This window comes from Terrisporobacter glycolicus ATCC 14880 = DSM 1288 (assembly GCF_036812735.1).
GTDB lineage: Bacteria > Bacillota > Clostridia > Peptostreptococcales > Peptostreptococcaceae > Terrisporobacter > Terrisporobacter glycolicus.
Window position 1 is genome coordinate 3,212,881 of sequence record NZ_CP117523.1, and the last position, 15,654, is coordinate 3,228,534.

The 15,654-nt window shown below is 30.4% G+C and carries 10 protein-coding genes; 5 read left to right on the forward strand and 5 right to left on the reverse strand.

Going from position 1 to position 15,654, the window contains the following annotated elements:
• Positions 1–111: 111 nt before the first annotated feature.
• The gene (locus tag TEGL_RS15810; RefSeq protein WP_018591434.1) at positions 112–1,389 is read right to left on the reverse strand and encodes an SH3 domain-containing protein; all 1,278 of its coding nucleotides are present in this window, start codon (positions 1,387–1,389) and stop codon (positions 112–114) included.
• Between the two features lie 248 nt (positions 1,390–1,637).
• The gene (locus TEGL_RS15815; protein ID WP_018591435.1) at positions 1,638–2,072 is read right to left on the reverse strand and encodes a dUTP diphosphatase; all 435 of its coding nucleotides are present in this window, start codon (positions 2,070–2,072) and stop codon (positions 1,638–1,640) included.
• 164 nt (positions 2,073–2,236) lie between these two features.
• Here TEGL_RS15815 and TEGL_RS15820 point away from each other — a divergent pair, with 164 nt between their 5' ends.
• Positions 2,237–4,426, forward strand: a complete 2,190-nt coding sequence (locus TEGL_RS15820) for a type IA DNA topoisomerase (RefSeq protein ID WP_018591436.1) — start codon at positions 2,237–2,239, stop codon at positions 4,424–4,426.
• 64 nt (positions 4,427–4,490) lie between these two features.
• Here TEGL_RS15820 and pepT read toward each other — a convergent pair whose 3' ends face one another.
• The 3 genes from pepT to TEGL_RS15835 all read right to left on the reverse strand — a co-directional run bounded on the left by pepT (position 4,491) and on the right by TEGL_RS15835 (position 9,185).
• Complete coding sequence (gene pepT, locus TEGL_RS15825; protein ID WP_018591437.1) at positions 4,491–5,708, reverse strand: peptidase T; 1,218 nt, start codon at positions 5,706–5,708, stop codon at positions 4,491–4,493.
• 109 nt (positions 5,709–5,817) lie between these two features.
• Positions 5,818–7,197: a peptide MFS transporter gene (locus tag TEGL_RS15830; protein WP_018591438.1), complete on the reverse strand. Its 1,380-nt coding sequence runs from the start codon at positions 7,195–7,197 to the stop codon at positions 5,818–5,820.
• Between the two features lie 194 nt (positions 7,198–7,391).
• Positions 7,392–9,185, reverse strand: coding sequence for an aminopeptidase P family protein (locus TEGL_RS15835; RefSeq protein ID WP_018591439.1), 1,794 nt, complete (start codon positions 9,183–9,185; stop codon positions 7,392–7,394).
• Positions 9,186–9,593: 408 nt separating this feature from the next.
• Between TEGL_RS15835 and TEGL_RS15840 the strand changes: the two genes are divergently transcribed.
• The 4 genes from TEGL_RS15840 to kdpC all read left to right on the forward strand — a co-directional run bounded on the left by TEGL_RS15840 (position 9,594) and on the right by kdpC (position 15,488).
• Entirely contained in the window at positions 9,594–10,673 is a 1,080-nt protein-coding gene (locus tag TEGL_RS15840; protein ID WP_018591440.1) for a M24 family metallopeptidase, read from the forward strand.
• 297 nt (positions 10,674–10,970) lie between these two features.
• A complete protein-coding gene (gene kdpA, locus TEGL_RS15845) occupies positions 10,971–12,788 on the forward strand; it encodes a potassium-transporting ATPase subunit KdpA (RefSeq protein WP_018591442.1) in 1,818 nt (605 codons plus the stop codon).
• Positions 12,789–12,840: 52 nt separating this feature from the next.
• Positions 12,841–14,871 (forward strand): potassium-transporting ATPase subunit KdpB, encoded by a 2,031-nt coding sequence (gene kdpB, locus TEGL_RS15850; RefSeq protein ID WP_051082152.1) that lies wholly within the window; start codon positions 12,841–12,843, stop codon positions 14,869–14,871.
• A gap of 20 nt (positions 14,872–14,891) precedes the next feature.
• On the forward strand, positions 14,892–15,488 hold the full coding sequence (gene kdpC, locus TEGL_RS15855) for a potassium-transporting ATPase subunit KdpC (protein WP_018591444.1): 597 nt from the start codon (positions 14,892–14,894) through the stop codon (positions 15,486–15,488).
• Positions 15,489–15,654 lie beyond the last annotated feature (166 nt).

Consider the following 15,654-nt stretch of genomic DNA (forward strand, 5'->3'; position numbering starts at 1 on the left):
GAAAAAACTCTATTATTGTAAATATATGCATACTTATAATAATTTGTGTTTGTTTAAATATAATAAAAAATTAATTAAAAAACACCTCTAAAAATAGAGGTGTTTTTTAATTTATAATACTCTCCTAGCATTTACAAATGCTCCGTTATAATAAGAACTCATTTGAGAAATTACAACTTTTCCTTTACTTGATGACGCATGTATAAATTCATTATTTCCTAAATATATTCCAACATGGCTAACATTACCATTATTTGATCCACTTGTATCAAAAAATATTAAGTCTCCAGCTTTTAAATTACTTTTACTTACATAAGTTCCATATTTGCTTTGATCCTTTGAAACTCTTGGTAAACTTATATTTGATGCATTTTTAAATACATAGTAAGTAAACCCTGAACAGTCAAAGCTACTAGGTCCTTGAGCTCCCCATACATAAGGCTTTCCAAGTAAAGTTTTAGCTACTGATATAACTTTACTTGCTGATGAAGATGTTGAATTAGAATCATTAGGAGCATTGCTACTTAAATATTCACTTGATACATATCCTGTTTTATTATTATATTTTATTTTTGACCATCCATTTGATGCTGATATTACTCCTATCTTAGTTCCACTTGATAATGTTCCTATTACTGAATAACTTGTTGATGGTCCACTTCTAACATTTAATGTTGAAGTATTTACATATTTTGTTGTTGTATTACTTGATTCAGGAGCACTACTACTCAAATACTGACTTGATACATATCCTGTTTTACCATCATATTTTATTTTTGACCATCCATTTGATGTTGATATTACTCCTATCTTAGTTCCACTTGATAATGTTCCTATTACTGAGTAACTTTTTGATGGTCCACTTCTAACATTTAATGTCGAGGTATTTACATATTTTGTTGTTGTATTGCTTGATTCAGGAGTACTACTACTTAAGTATTTACTTGATACATATCCTGTCTTACCATCATATTTTATTTTTGACCATCCATTTGATGTTGATATTACTTCTACCTTAGTACCACTTGATAATTTTCCTATTACTGAGTAACTTGTTGATGGTCCACTTCTAAAGTTCAGTGATGTAGTATTTACGTATTTTGTTGTACTCGACGAATATTCTCCAACGTATTCCCCATAAACATATCCTATTTTATTAGAATACTTAACTTTTATCCAGGAACCGCTTTCACCTAAATATTCTACTTTATCACCTTTATTAAACTTTCCAATTGATGAATAACTTGTTGATGGCCCACTTCTAAAGTTTACTGCATCTGCTGTTATAACTCTATTCTCAGTATCTGCAAATGCTGTAGTCATTCCTGTATGTAACATAATTGATGATGCTACTAATCCTGTTAAAACGTATTTTTTTTCAATACTCATAAATATATTATAACCTTTATCTAGTTATAATTTACTCAACTCCTCTCACAGTGCTATTTCTATATTGTCAATTTTTAAAGATAACTTTCTTAATAATTTTAAATATTATAATTAGTATTATTACAAAAACGTAAGGTTTTGTCCATAAGTTTAAATGTTTTTACATTATTTACATGAGTAATTAACTAATTTTTGGATATAATAATAGGCTAACTATAATTTAGTTAACCTATTATTATATAAATATATTATTGCTTACCCGTACTTCCAATTCCGCCTCTATCTTCTGCCTGAAGCTTTTCAACTTCATCAAAAACTATCTTTGGTTGATTTTCTTGTATTCTAAATTGGCATATTCTATCGTTTATTTCTATTACTGTATCTCTAAGAGCAAATGCTGGCATAAACCACCAATCATTAGAGCCACAATATGTGTTATCTACGATTCCACAATGATTAGTTTGAATTATTCCAAAGTTTTTAAAAGTACTACTTCTTGGCACTATATGAGCTTCATAACCTTTAGGCAACTCCATAGCTACTCCTAAATGAATTAATTTAAACTCTCCTGCTTTTAATTCGACTTTTTCAGCAGCTCTTAAATCTATCCAGTCAGACTTTCCATCTATGTATTCTAATCTTTTTATTTCATCATTAAGATATTGAATTTTTATATTTTTCATGCTGTTATCTCCTTTTAAACTTGTTATTTTTCATCTTATTTAAAACACTTTTATATTTTACTACAATATACAATATTATGTAAGAGTATAAGAATTTAATTTCCAAATACTTGAGTAGTTCCAATATATATGGTAATATTGTAATGTTCAAAAGGAGGTATGAAATGAAACTTATTTTAGCAGAAAAACCATCTGTTGCTAAGACTATTGCATCCTTTTTAGGTGCAAAAACTAGGCACAATGGATATTTTGAAGGAAATGAATATATTGTCACTTATGCAGTTGGACATTTAGTATCTCTATATGATATGAAAGATTATGATAAAGATAAGTATTCTGGATCATGGAAGATGGATAATTTTCCATTTATCCCTCAAGATAGATTTAAATTTAAAGTTGAAGCTTCTAAAAAAGATCAATTTAATGTAATTAAAACCTTGTTAAATAGAAATGATGTTGAATATATAATAAATGCAACAGATAATGATAGAGAAGGTGAGCTAATATCTTTTTTAATTTTTCTTATGGCAAAAAATAAGAAGCCTGTAAAAAGAATATTAGTTAATGAGTGGACTCCTCAAGATATCACAAAAGGTCTTCAAAATCTTAAGGACGATGAAGAAATGAGAAATCTACAAGCTGCTGGTTATACAAGACTAATCACAGACTGGCTAATAGGTATAAACTTTACTTCCATAGCCACTCTTAAATATGGAAATGGTAAATTACTAAATATAGGACGTGTTATACTTCCTACGGTAAAACTAGTTTACGATAGAGACATGGAAATTAGAAACTTTATTCCAAAAACTTATTATGAAATAGAAGGAAGTTTTAGATGTGAAAATGGTGAATATAAAGGTAAGTTAGTTAAAAATAAAAATAGTAAATTTGATACACCTGAAGAAGCTAAGGCAATAATAGATAGTATTATTTCTAAAGAAGGTATTATAACAGATAAAAAAGTTACCACTTCTAAAGAATATGCTCCTAAATTATTTTCTCTGACTTCACTTCAAGGTTTTATAACTTCTAAGTATAGTCACTTTACATCAGATAAAGTTCTTAGCGTTTGTCAGTCTTTATATGAAGGTAAAGGAAAAGGTGGATATATTACTTATCCAAGAACAGATTCTATTTATCTTGAAGAGAGTTTAGTGGATAAGACTGCTCAGACTTTAGAAAAATTAAAAAAAGGTCTACCTTATGAAGCTAAAATTAAATTTACAAAAACAAAAAGAGTCTTTGACTCTTCAAAAGTTGATAGCCATAGTGCCATCACACCGACTTACATAATTCCTACAAATCTAACACCTGATGAAGCTATTGTTTACAATGCTATCAAACATAGATTTATTGCTAACTTTATGCCACCTGCAGAATATGAAAATACAGAAATTAAAACTGATGTGGATAAAAATATCTTCCTTACTAAAGGAAAGGTGTTAAAAGTTAAAGGTTATTTAGAAGTATACAATAAGGAAGAGAAAGACGACTTACTTCCTATGATGAATAAAAATGAAGTTGTAGATGTTATTGAAGTAAAACCTATAAGCAAACAAACTACTCCTCCTAAACCATATACTGAGGATACTTTGCTTAAGGCCATGAAAAACTGTGGTAAAAATGTATCTGAAGAAGACACTGCTGTGTTATCTGGTTATTCCATAGGAACTTCTGCTACTCGTGCTGATGTGCTAAAAAAAATTGGTCAAGTTGGATACGTAAGTAAAAAAGGAAAATCTTATTTTATAACTGACTTAGGTCAAAATCTAGTAGAAATATTCCCTGTTAAAGAATTATTTGACGTAGATTATACTGGTAAACTAGAAAAAAGCTTAAGTGATATTCAAAAGGGTCAGTTTACTAGAAAAGAATATTTAAACAATATAATGAGCTTTATTTGGAATAGCGTTAATCTTATTAAATACGATAGACCAAAAAAGATTTCTACAGAAAGTTTCACTTATAATTCAAAAACTAAAAAGTTTGTTAGTAATAAAAAAACTTCATCATCTAAGAAATCAACAAAGGCTGCTAATAAGACATCTAAGTCCAGTGAAAATACTTCTCTAGGGAAGTGTCCAGTTTGTGATGGAGATGTTATGGAAAGCGAAAAAGGATTCTTTTGTACAAATTATAATAATTGTAAATACGGTATATTCAAAGATGATAAATACCTACAATTATTTAAAAAGAAGCCAACAAAAACTATGGTTAAAAGCTTACTTAAAAAAGGTGAGACCAAGGTGAAATCTATGACTGGTAAGGATGGGAATAAATTTGATGCCATACTAAAATATGAAAAAAATCATAATGGATATTATGGTTGGTTAATAAAAAAAGATTCATAATAAAAAAGGAGAAATAAATTTTAATATTTATTCCTCCTTTTCTTAATTAAATATGTAAAAATAATTACATTTCAGCATATATTTTAACTAATTCAATAGCTATATCAACAACTTTATCCATACCTTCAACACTTATATGTTCGCAAGCTCCATGATAAGCCGCTCCACCAGTTCCTATGTTTGGACAAGGTAACCCTTTGAAGCTTAATTGAGCTCCGTCAGTTCCTCCACGTATAGCATCTACCATTGGCTCTAAACCTACTGCTTTTATAGCTTTTTTAGCATTATCTATTAAATGCATACATGGTTCTATTTTTTCTTTCATATTTCTGTATTGTTGTTTTATAGTAAGAGTTACCACACCTTCACCATATTTTTCATTCATAGTTTTTTCTATGTTTTGTAAAAATTCATTCCTTGCAGCAAATTTATCTGCATCATGATCTCTAACTATGTAAACTAATTTAGAATATTCAACTGAACCTGTAGTTTCCATTAAGTGATAAAATCCTTCATATCCTTCAGTCGTTGCTGGAGTTTCATTTGGCAACATTGAGTTTATTTCCATCGCTAATAATTGCGAATTTACCATTATATCTTTTGCACTACCTGGATGAACATTTGTACCTTTTATTTCAAATGTAGCTGAAGATGCATTGAAGTTTTCATATTCTATTTGCCCTTCTAACCATCCATCTAAAGTATATGCAAAATCAGCTCCAAATTTCTCAACGTCAAAATTATGAGCTCCTGTACCTATTTCTTCATCTGGATTAAATCCTATACTTATCTTTCCATGAGGTATATTTTCTTTTTGTATTATTTCTATTGCAGTCATTATCTCTGCTATACCTGCTTTATCATCTGCACCAAGTAAAGTAGTTCCATCTGTAGTTATTAAAGTTCTTCCTTTAAAGTTTTTTAAATGTGGGAAATCAGAAACTTTTATAACTCTTCCACTATCTCCTAGAACTATATCTTCTCCATCATAATTATCTACGATTTGTGGATTTATATTTTGTCCACTTATATCTTCTGAAGTATCTAAGTGGGCTATAAATCCTAATTTAGATTTGTCTTCATATCCTTTTGTAGCAGGTAAAGTTCCATAAACATAACATTTATCATCTACATGAGCATCTTCTATTCCTAGTTCTTTCATTTCTTCTACTAATAATTTAGCTAAATCAAATTGACGCGAAGTAGAAGGTACCGTTTCGCTACTACTATCACTAGTAGTCCATACTTTTACGTAATTCAACATTCTTTCATAAGCTCTCATAGTTTCAATCTCCTTCTATTTAAAAATTTATTTTAATTTAATAAAAAACTGGGTTCTGTAACAGCTCAGAACCCAGTTGTAATATTTTTATTTTGATACTGTATGATAATTAAGCTACTATATTTTCGCCATTTTCACTATCATCAGCAACTAATTTGCTTAAGTTTTTATCTAGTGCAAATAATGCTACTGCACAAACAAATAATATTACTGGTATTGCAGTATAAACTGTTATCATATCAAATTGCTTTGTAAAGTTATATATTGCTCCGTGAGTTTTACCAGCTATAAATGTAGCAAAAGTCCAAACTCCCATTAATACTGCTAAGTATTTTTTTGGAGCATATTTACTTACAAATGAGTTTCCAAGTGGAGAGAAGCACATCTCCCCTAAACTTAAGAAGAATCCAAATGCTATTATCCATATTATAGAAGCTTTTGCTGTATCTGGAGCTCCTATTCCTCTTGTAAATTCAGCTCCAACTAACATTAAGAATGCAACTCCTAAGAAAGCTAATCCTATACCTGTTTTCTTAAATAAAGATAAGTCTCCTTGTGGTCTTTGAGATAGTTTGTACCATAAAGAACCTAAAACTGGCCCAAGAGCAATACATAAGAATGCATTTTCTGAGTCAAACCATAATAATGGAACCTCAAAGTTACCAATTGACATATCAACAAATGCTCCACCATAATCATAAACTGCTAGGTAAGTAAGATACCAGAATAACCAGAATATTACTGAAAAAGTAGAAACTAAAACTATAGCCATTACTCTTTTCTTTTCTATTACAGTCAATGGTGCTTTACTATCATCTTTATTACTATTATCTTTTTCTTGACCAGCTAAGAATGGCTTTTTACCATGTTCTCCCAATAGCTTCCACCCTAAAACAAATATTATTGCTCCAACTACCATTATGGCTGCCGAGAATTTAAAGCATGCTGTAAATCCTAAGACATCACCTTTATTAAATAAATACATATAAGCAAATCCAAAGAAAGTTGTTCCAAAGAAACTACCTATATTTATGAAACTATATTGTGTTGAGAAAGCTGAGTCAAGTTGATCTTGATCTTCAAATAAAGTACCTGTTAATGCAGATAAATTACCTTTAAATAAGCCTGTACCTAAAGCAACTAAAGCTATCATTATATTAATTCCTGATATATCTGTAGCATTAGCCCCTATAAAATAACCTGCACCCATTATTAACATTCCTACCGGTATTGCATATCTAGCTCCTACCCATCTATCACAAACCATACCACCAAATATTGGTGCCAGATAAGTAAATGCAACTAAGTTAGCTACTGCTAAAGCTGCCTGATCTGATGTAAGTCCTAGTCCGCCTGTTGCAACACTTGCTGCAATAAATAATAACAATATTCCTTTACTTCCATAGTATGCTGATCTTTCAAATGAAAAAGCACCTGAGCATAAATAGAAAGCTAAAGGTCTTTTTTTTGATTTAACTGTGTTTTCCATGTTGTCCCCCATATAATGTATTTTTTGTGTATTTTTCATATCAGTCATTTCCTAAGCTGTTAATAAATATGTCTGATTGTCTGTACACAGTTTTATGATAACTATCAAAGATATCTTAATAGATATCTTTGATAGACTCAAACTCATTAAGCTTATTTCAAACTTTTTTAATATTATGTTTTTAATTTTCAATATTAGATTGCTCTTGTATATTTTTTTAACCAGTTTCTTTCTTCTTCAGTTAAATAAGGACTGATTTTTTCATATACATTTTTATGATAATCATTTAAATATGATTTTTCTCTTTCAGTCATTAAGCTTGGATTAATTCCATCCAAATCTATTGGACACATAGTTATTGCATCAAATGCCATAAATTGTCCATTTATATTTTTCTCTAGCTTTTTAACAACTAGTTGATTTTCTATACGAATTCCATGAGAACCTTCCATGTAAATTCCTGGCTCATTTGTTATAACCATTCCTTCTTCAAAAGGAGTTGTTTCATGTTTTGCAGGTACAATATACCATCTAAATCCAGCTGGTCCTTCATGTACGCTTAGCATATATCCTACACCATGTCCTGTTCCGCATTTATAGTCAATTCCCATATCCCACATTGGGCCTCTTGCAAGTATATCCAAGTTATATCCTCTGCATCCGTGTAAGAACTTAGCCTGAGATAAGTTTATCATACCCCTTGCTACTGCAGTATAATGTGTTTTCAATTCCTCAGATATTTCTCCCAATATGTATGTTCTTGTTACATCTGTAGTTCCTTCTAAATAATGACCTCCAGAATCTACTAAGAACATATGCTCTGCTTTTATTTTGTAATCGCTTTCTTCAGTTGCTGCATAATGCATCATAGCAGCATGTTCTTTATAACCTGCTATAGTTTCAAAACTTAAGTCAACAAATCCATCTTGTTCTTTTCTAAGTTGTAATAATTTTTCTGATGCACTAAGTTCACTAATTTCAATTTTACCTACATTAGTTTTTAACCAGTACATAAATTTAGTACATGCTATACCATCTTTTATATATGCATTTTCTATATTTTTCAATTCAGTTTCATTTTTCATTGCCTTCATTAAAACTGCAGGATTTTCTATTTCTACTTTTTTAATATTTTCTGAAATATTATTATATAAAGAATAGTTTACTCTTTCTGGATCTAGCATTATAACTTCTTTTTCTTCTAATCCTTTTATGAAATCATAAACATCATTATATGGTCTTATTTCTATATTAGATTCATTAAACTCTGACTTAACAGTATCCTCAAGCTTATTTTCATTAATAAATAAATAAGCTTTATCAAGAGTTATAACTGCATAAGCAAGTACTACTGGCGTATAACTTACATCATTTCCTCTTATATTAAATATCCATGCTACCTCATCTAGAGTTGTTACTACATGAGTTGTTGCACCATTTTCTTTCATTACATTTCTTATTCTATCTATTTTTGATTGGAAGCTTTCTCCCGCATATTTCACATCTAACGCAAAAGCCTTTTCCTCTGATAAAGCAGGTCTATCTTCCCAAATAGAATCAATTAGATCTTCATCATATTTAATGATAACGTTTTTCTTTTCTAATTCCACTTTAAGCTCTAACCCATCTCCAGCTGCTATTAGTCTTCCATCAAAACCTAATTTTCCACCTGTCTCTATATTCTCTATAACAAACTCATTAACAGTTGGTACTCCTTCTTCTCCCATTTTGAATAAATCTATACCACTTCCTGCTAACTCTTTTTCCGCTTGAATAAAATATCTTCCATCAGTCCATAATCCAGCCTTATCTTTAGTTACTACTACAGTTCCCGCTGAACCTTTAAAACCTGAAATAAATTTTCTAGATTTAAAATGTTCCCCAACATATTCACTTTGATGATTGTCTGCAGAAGGAATAATGTAAGCATCAATATTTCTATCTTCCATTATTTTTCTAAGTGCAGATACTCTACTTACTATATCCATAACTATCCACCCCTAAATATAATATTTTGTAAAACATTTGCTATTAAGATGTCTACAAGTCATATACATTTGAATATAATTATTTCATTTGAAACATATATTTGCATTTAACATGTCTTGTCATCTGTAATTATAATATAATCTTAGAATAATTACACTACATATTATTATTTTTTTATATAAATTTATATTTATCCATCACAACACTTCCAATAACTACATCCTACAATAATATTGTTAATTTTTTAATAATTAAATTAACTTAATTTGCTTTACTTTTTTATTTTTTTAAGTTTTGAATGACTAATATTGACTTTATTAGACATGAATACTACAATAAACTTAGTTAATTTAAATAATGAATTTTTAGATTAATTAATTTGTACTTTACAATAGGGGGATTTATTAATGGATCAAATGAAATTACAAAGAATTATTACATCAATGAAGGAAAACGATGTTCCTCAATTAATAGTAGCTGATCCAGCTTCTATATGTTATTTAACAGGCCGTATGTTAAATTGTGGCGAAAGAATGCTTGCTCTTTATCTTGATGTTGAAGGCAATCATAAATTTTTCATAGGTAAATTATTCCCACAGTCTACTCCAATTGAAGGAGCTGAAATAGTTTACTTTGATGATATTGATGATTATGTAGGAATGTTAGCAAACTGCATGAGAGAAAACACTATAGTTGGTATAGATAAAGTTTGGCCAGCTAAGTTCTTATTACCTTTAATGAGCAAATTAAATGCTACTAAATTTATTGATGGATCATTCATAATAGATGACATTCGTCAAATTAAAGATGAAAAAGAACAAGAATTAATGAGAGAAGCTTCAAAATTAAATGACAGCGTTATGGAAAGATTAATGCCTCTTGTTAAAGAAGGTTACACTGAATTAGAAATGGCAGACAAAATTTTAGAAATGTATCTTGAAGGTGGAGCTTCAGGTCACTCTTTTGATCCAATTATAGGATATGGTGCTAATGCTGCTGATCCTCACCATGAATCAGACAACTCTAAAGGTAAATTAGGAGATTCAGTTGTCCTTGACTTAGGTTGTGTAAAAGATGGATACTGCTCTGACATGACTAGAACAGTATTTTTAGGTGAAGTTTCTGAAAAAGGAAAAGAAGTATATGAAGTAGTAAAAGAAGCTAACTTAAGAGGTATAGCTGCTTGTAAACCAGGAAATAGATTCTGTGATGTAGATAACGCTTGTCGTGACTACATAACTGAAAAAGGTTACGGAGAATACTTTACTCATAGAACTGGACATTCTATAGGAATGGAGTGCCATGAGTTCGGTGATGTATCTTCTGTAAATGAAGCTATATTAAAACCAGGTATGATATTCTCAGTTGAGCCAGGTGTTTACTTACCAGGAGAAGTTGGAGTTAGAATAGAAGACTTAGTATTAATAACTGAAGATGGTTGCGAAGTGTTAAACAACGTAACTAAGGATTTAATTGTTATAAAATAAATATTACTTTAATTATTCATAAAAAAATCGGAGTTCTTATGGCTCCGGTTTTTTTATGCAAATTTTTAATCAATTACAATATTATACTTTTCAAAAATATTTCATCTCTTATAAATCTTAATACTATTTTAATACTCCTACTGTAAGTCTTAATACCTTTTTAAAACCTCAATTTTTATAATTGAATTATAAAAAAAAGGAGGTATAAGAAATGCAAATACTAATTTGGACAATTGGTCTAGTTGCAATAATTTTATTAATTTACTATTTTGTAATTCTTATGGGAGGAGATAAACAATGACATACACAATTTTGCAGTATTTAATTTATTTAGTAATCCTTATAGTGCTTGCCATACCATTTGGTTCATATATAGGTAAAGTAATGAATGGAGAAAAAGTATTTTTATCTAAGCTTTTATATCCATGTGAAAAATTTATTTATAAAGTAATGAAAGTTAAAAGTGATGAAGAAATGAATTGGAAAAAATATATTTGTTCTGTTTTAGTGTTTAATGGAATAGGTTTAATATTTTTATTTCTTCTTCAGTTATTTCAAGGTCATTTAATTGGTAATCCCCAAAAGCTACCTGGTGTACCATGGGATTTATCTTTAAATACAGCTATAAGTTTCATAACAAATACGAACTGGCAAGCATATAGCGGTGAATCTACTTTAAGTTATTTAACCCAAGCCCTTGGCCTTACAGTTCAAAACTTTGTTTCAGCTGCAACAGGCATAGCTGTATTATTTGCTTTAATTCGTGGGTTTATAAAGGTTAATTCAAAAGGACTTGGTAGCTATTGGGGTGATATGACTAGAATAATACTTTATATTTTAATACCTTTAAATATAGTTATTTCTGTTGGCCTTTTATCTCAAGGCGTTGTTCAAAATTTTAAGTCTGCTGAAACTGTTCAACTAGTTGAACCTATTGCTATTGACAATGATGGAAATATTATTGAAAATGCAAAAATTGACTCAAAAACTAACACAGTCTCTGTTAATGGAAAAGTAATTAATAATGCAGAAATTGTAGATACGGAAATTATTCCTCTTGGCCCTGCTGCTAGCCAAATAGCAATAAAACAAACTGGTACTAATGGTGGTGGTTTCTATGGAGTTAACTCAGCTCACCCTTTAGAAAATCCAACAATCATTTCTAATTTACTAGAAATGATTTCAATTTTACTAATACCTGCAGCCTTATGCTTTACATTTGGTAGAAATGTAAAAAATAAAAAACAAGGTATTGCAATTTTTATGGCCATGTTTATAGTACTTGTAATAGCTCTTGGAGTAATAGCTGTATGCGAACAAAATGCTACTCCTCAACTTTCACAAAATGGTGTTGTTGATATGACTGCTATAGAACAATCTGGGGGGAACATGGAAGGTAAAGAATCCCGTTTTGGTATAGCTGCTTCATCTACATGGGCTACATTTACTACAGCAGCTTCAAATGGTTCTGTAAACTCTATGCACGATAGTTACACTCCTATTGGTGGAATGGTAACCATGCTATTAATGCAACTTGGTGAAGTAATCTTCGGTGGTGTTGGATGTGGATTGTATGGAATGTTAGCTTTCGCCATACTAACTGTATTTATTGCAGGACTTATGGTTGGTAGAACACCTGAATTTTTAGGTAAAAAAATTGAACCTTATGAAATGAAATGGTCAGTTCTTGTTTGCCTGGCTACTCCTCTTGCTATATTAATTGGTAGTGGTATTGCAACAGTTTGGCCTGGTATTACAGATAGTCTAAACAATGCTGGTACTCATGGTTTTTCTGAGATACTTTATGCCTATTCATCAGCGGGTGGAAATAATGGATCTGCTTTTGCTGGTTTTGGTGCAAATACAGTATTTTTAAATCTTACTTTAGGATTGTGCATGTTGTTTGCTAGGTTTATTCCAATGATAGGCATTATGGCGATTGCTGGTAGCTTAGTTCAAAAGAAAAAAATTGCTACTACAGCGGGCACATTATCTACTACAAATGCCATGTTTGTATTTTTATTAATTATGATTGTTTTATTAATTGGTGCACTTAGCTTTTTCCCAGCATTATCACTAGGACCAATTGCTGAGTATTTCAGTTCAATCTTATAGGAGGTGATCTTAATTGAATAATAATACAAGAACTGCTCTTTCAGATAAAAATATGATTAAAAGAGCTATAAAAGATTCATTTATAAAGTTAAATCCAAAAACACAGAAGGAAAATCCTGTAATGTCATTGGTTTATATATCTGCTATATTAACGAGTTTGCTTTGGATAGCGTCATTGTTTAGTATTAAAGATGCTTCACCTGGGTACACATTGTCTATAGCAATAATTCTTTGGTTTACAGTAATATTTGCAAATTTTGCAGAATCCATAGCTGAAGGTAGAGGTAAAGCTCAAGCAGATACTTTAAGGGCTAGTAAACATAATGTAAATGCATATAAAATTCCATCTTTAATTGAAAAAGATAATATAACTATAGTTCCATCTACTACTTTAAAAAAAGGCGATATAGTGATTGTTAAGGCTAATCAACAAGTGCCTGCTGATGGTGAAGTAATTGAAGGTGCTGCTTCTGTAGATGAAAGTGCTATAACTGGTGAATCTGCACCAGTTATACGTGAAGCTGGCGGAGATAGAAGTGCCGTCACAGGAGGAACTACAGTAATTTCCGACTGGATAATAATAAAAGTCTCTAACGAAGCAGGAGAAAGTTTCCTTGATAAAATGATTGCTATGGTTGAGGGTGCATCAAGAAAAAAAACACCAAATGAAATAGCTCTTGAAATATTTCTTGTAGCTCTTTCAATAATATTTATTTTAGTTACTATGTCACTTTATACCTACTCTGATTTTGCCGCAAATCAAGCAGGAATAGCTAATCCAACATCTATAACTACATTAGTAGCTTTACTTGTTTGTTTAGCTCCTACAACAATAGGTGCTCTACTTTCTTCCATCGGTATAGCCGGTATGAGCAGATTAAACTCCGCAAATGTACTTGCAATGAGTGGTCGTGCCATAGAGGCAGCTGGAGATGTGGATACATTAATGCTTGATAAAACAGGGACTATAACACTTGGTAATCGTCAAGCCAGTGAATTTATTCCTGTAGATGGTACTTCTCCTAAAGATTTAGCTGATGCTGCACAATTATCATCTTTAGCTGACGAAACTCCAGAAGGTAGAAGTATAGTAATTCTTGCTAAAGAACAATTTAATATAAGAGGACGAAATCTTAACGATAAAAATATTAATTTTATTTCATTCTCTGCTAAAACACGTATGAGTGGTGTTGATTATAATGGAGACGAAATTCGTAAAGGTGCTGTAGATGCAATAAAAGACTATGTCTCTCAATTTAGTGGCATATATAGTAATGAATGTGATGAAGTTGTAAGAAAAATATCTAACCAAGGTGGTACTCCATTAATAGTTGTTAAAAATCATAAAATACTTGGAGTAATACACCTAAAAGATATCATAAAAAAAGGCGTAAAAGAAAAGTTTGCTGATTTAAGAAAAATGGGTATTAAAACTATAATGATAACTGGAGATAACCCTCTTACTGCAGCTGCCATATCTGCCGAAGCTGGAGTTGATGATTTTCTTGCGGAGGCTACACCAGAAGGAAAATTAGAATTAATCAGAGAATACCAAAGAAAAGGTCATTTAGTTGCTATGACTGGTGATGGAACAAATGATGCTCCAGCCCTTGCTCAGGCTGATGTTGCTGTTGCTATGAACTCTGGTACACAAGCTGCGAAAGAAGCTGGTAATATGGTTGACTTAGACTCCTCACCAACAAAACTTATAGATATAGTTCGTATTGGTAAACAACTTTTGATGACAAGAGGTAGTCTAACTACTTTTTCTATAGCAAATGACCTTGCAAAATATTTTGCCATAATACCTGCCCTATTTCTAGGCTTATATCCTCAACTTTCTGCCTTGAATGTTATGAATCTTCACAGTCCACAAAGTGCTGTTTTATCTGCAATAATATACAATGCTTTGATAATTGTTGCTTTGATTCCATTGGCATTAAAAGGTGTTAAATATCGTGAGGTATCTGCTGGCAAATTACTTTCTAGAAACTTATTGGTATATGGCCTTGGTGGTATAATAACTCCATTTATATTTATAAAAATAATAGATGTGTTATTAACTTCTGTTGGTCTTGTTTAATGTGGTAAGGAGGTATTAAAATGAAATCTATTATTTCTAAAGGATTATCATCCTTTATAATTTTTACCCTACTTTGTGGGGTTATATATACAGGTGCTATAACAGGTATTGCTCAAATATTCTTCCCATCTAAAGCTAACGGTAGTATTATTGAAGTTGATGGAAAAAAATATGGTTCAGAATTGATTGCTCAACAATACACAGATAAAAAACATATGTGGGGACGTATAATGAATACGGATACAAAAACATTTACTGATGAAAATGGTAATAAAGTATTATACTCTAATCCATCTAATTTAAGCCCTGCTAGTGATGAATATGAAAAACTTATAAAAGAAAGAATTAATAAAATAAAATCTTCTCATGAATATAATAAAGATAAAACAATCCCTGTTGATTTAGTAACATGCTCTGGTAGTGGTCTAGATCCTGATATATCTTTAGCTGCTGCTAAATATCAAGTTAAAAGGATTGCTGATAACAATAATATGACTGAGTCAGAAGTTAACAATATCATCAATAGATGTACTAATAAACCTTTTTTAGGAATACTTGGTGAAACTACAGTAAACGTCCTAAAGGTGAATTTAATGATAGATGGCTTACTTTCATAAATCAAAATAATAAAAAGCAAAGCTTTTAAATAAAATTGCTTTGCTTTTTATACTTTAAAATATCCATCTATTACTTATGTAAATTTAATAAATTAAAGTTTAACATTATTTTAATAGAAATCTTTATATAATTTTAATACAATTATATAAAACTATAATACATTAA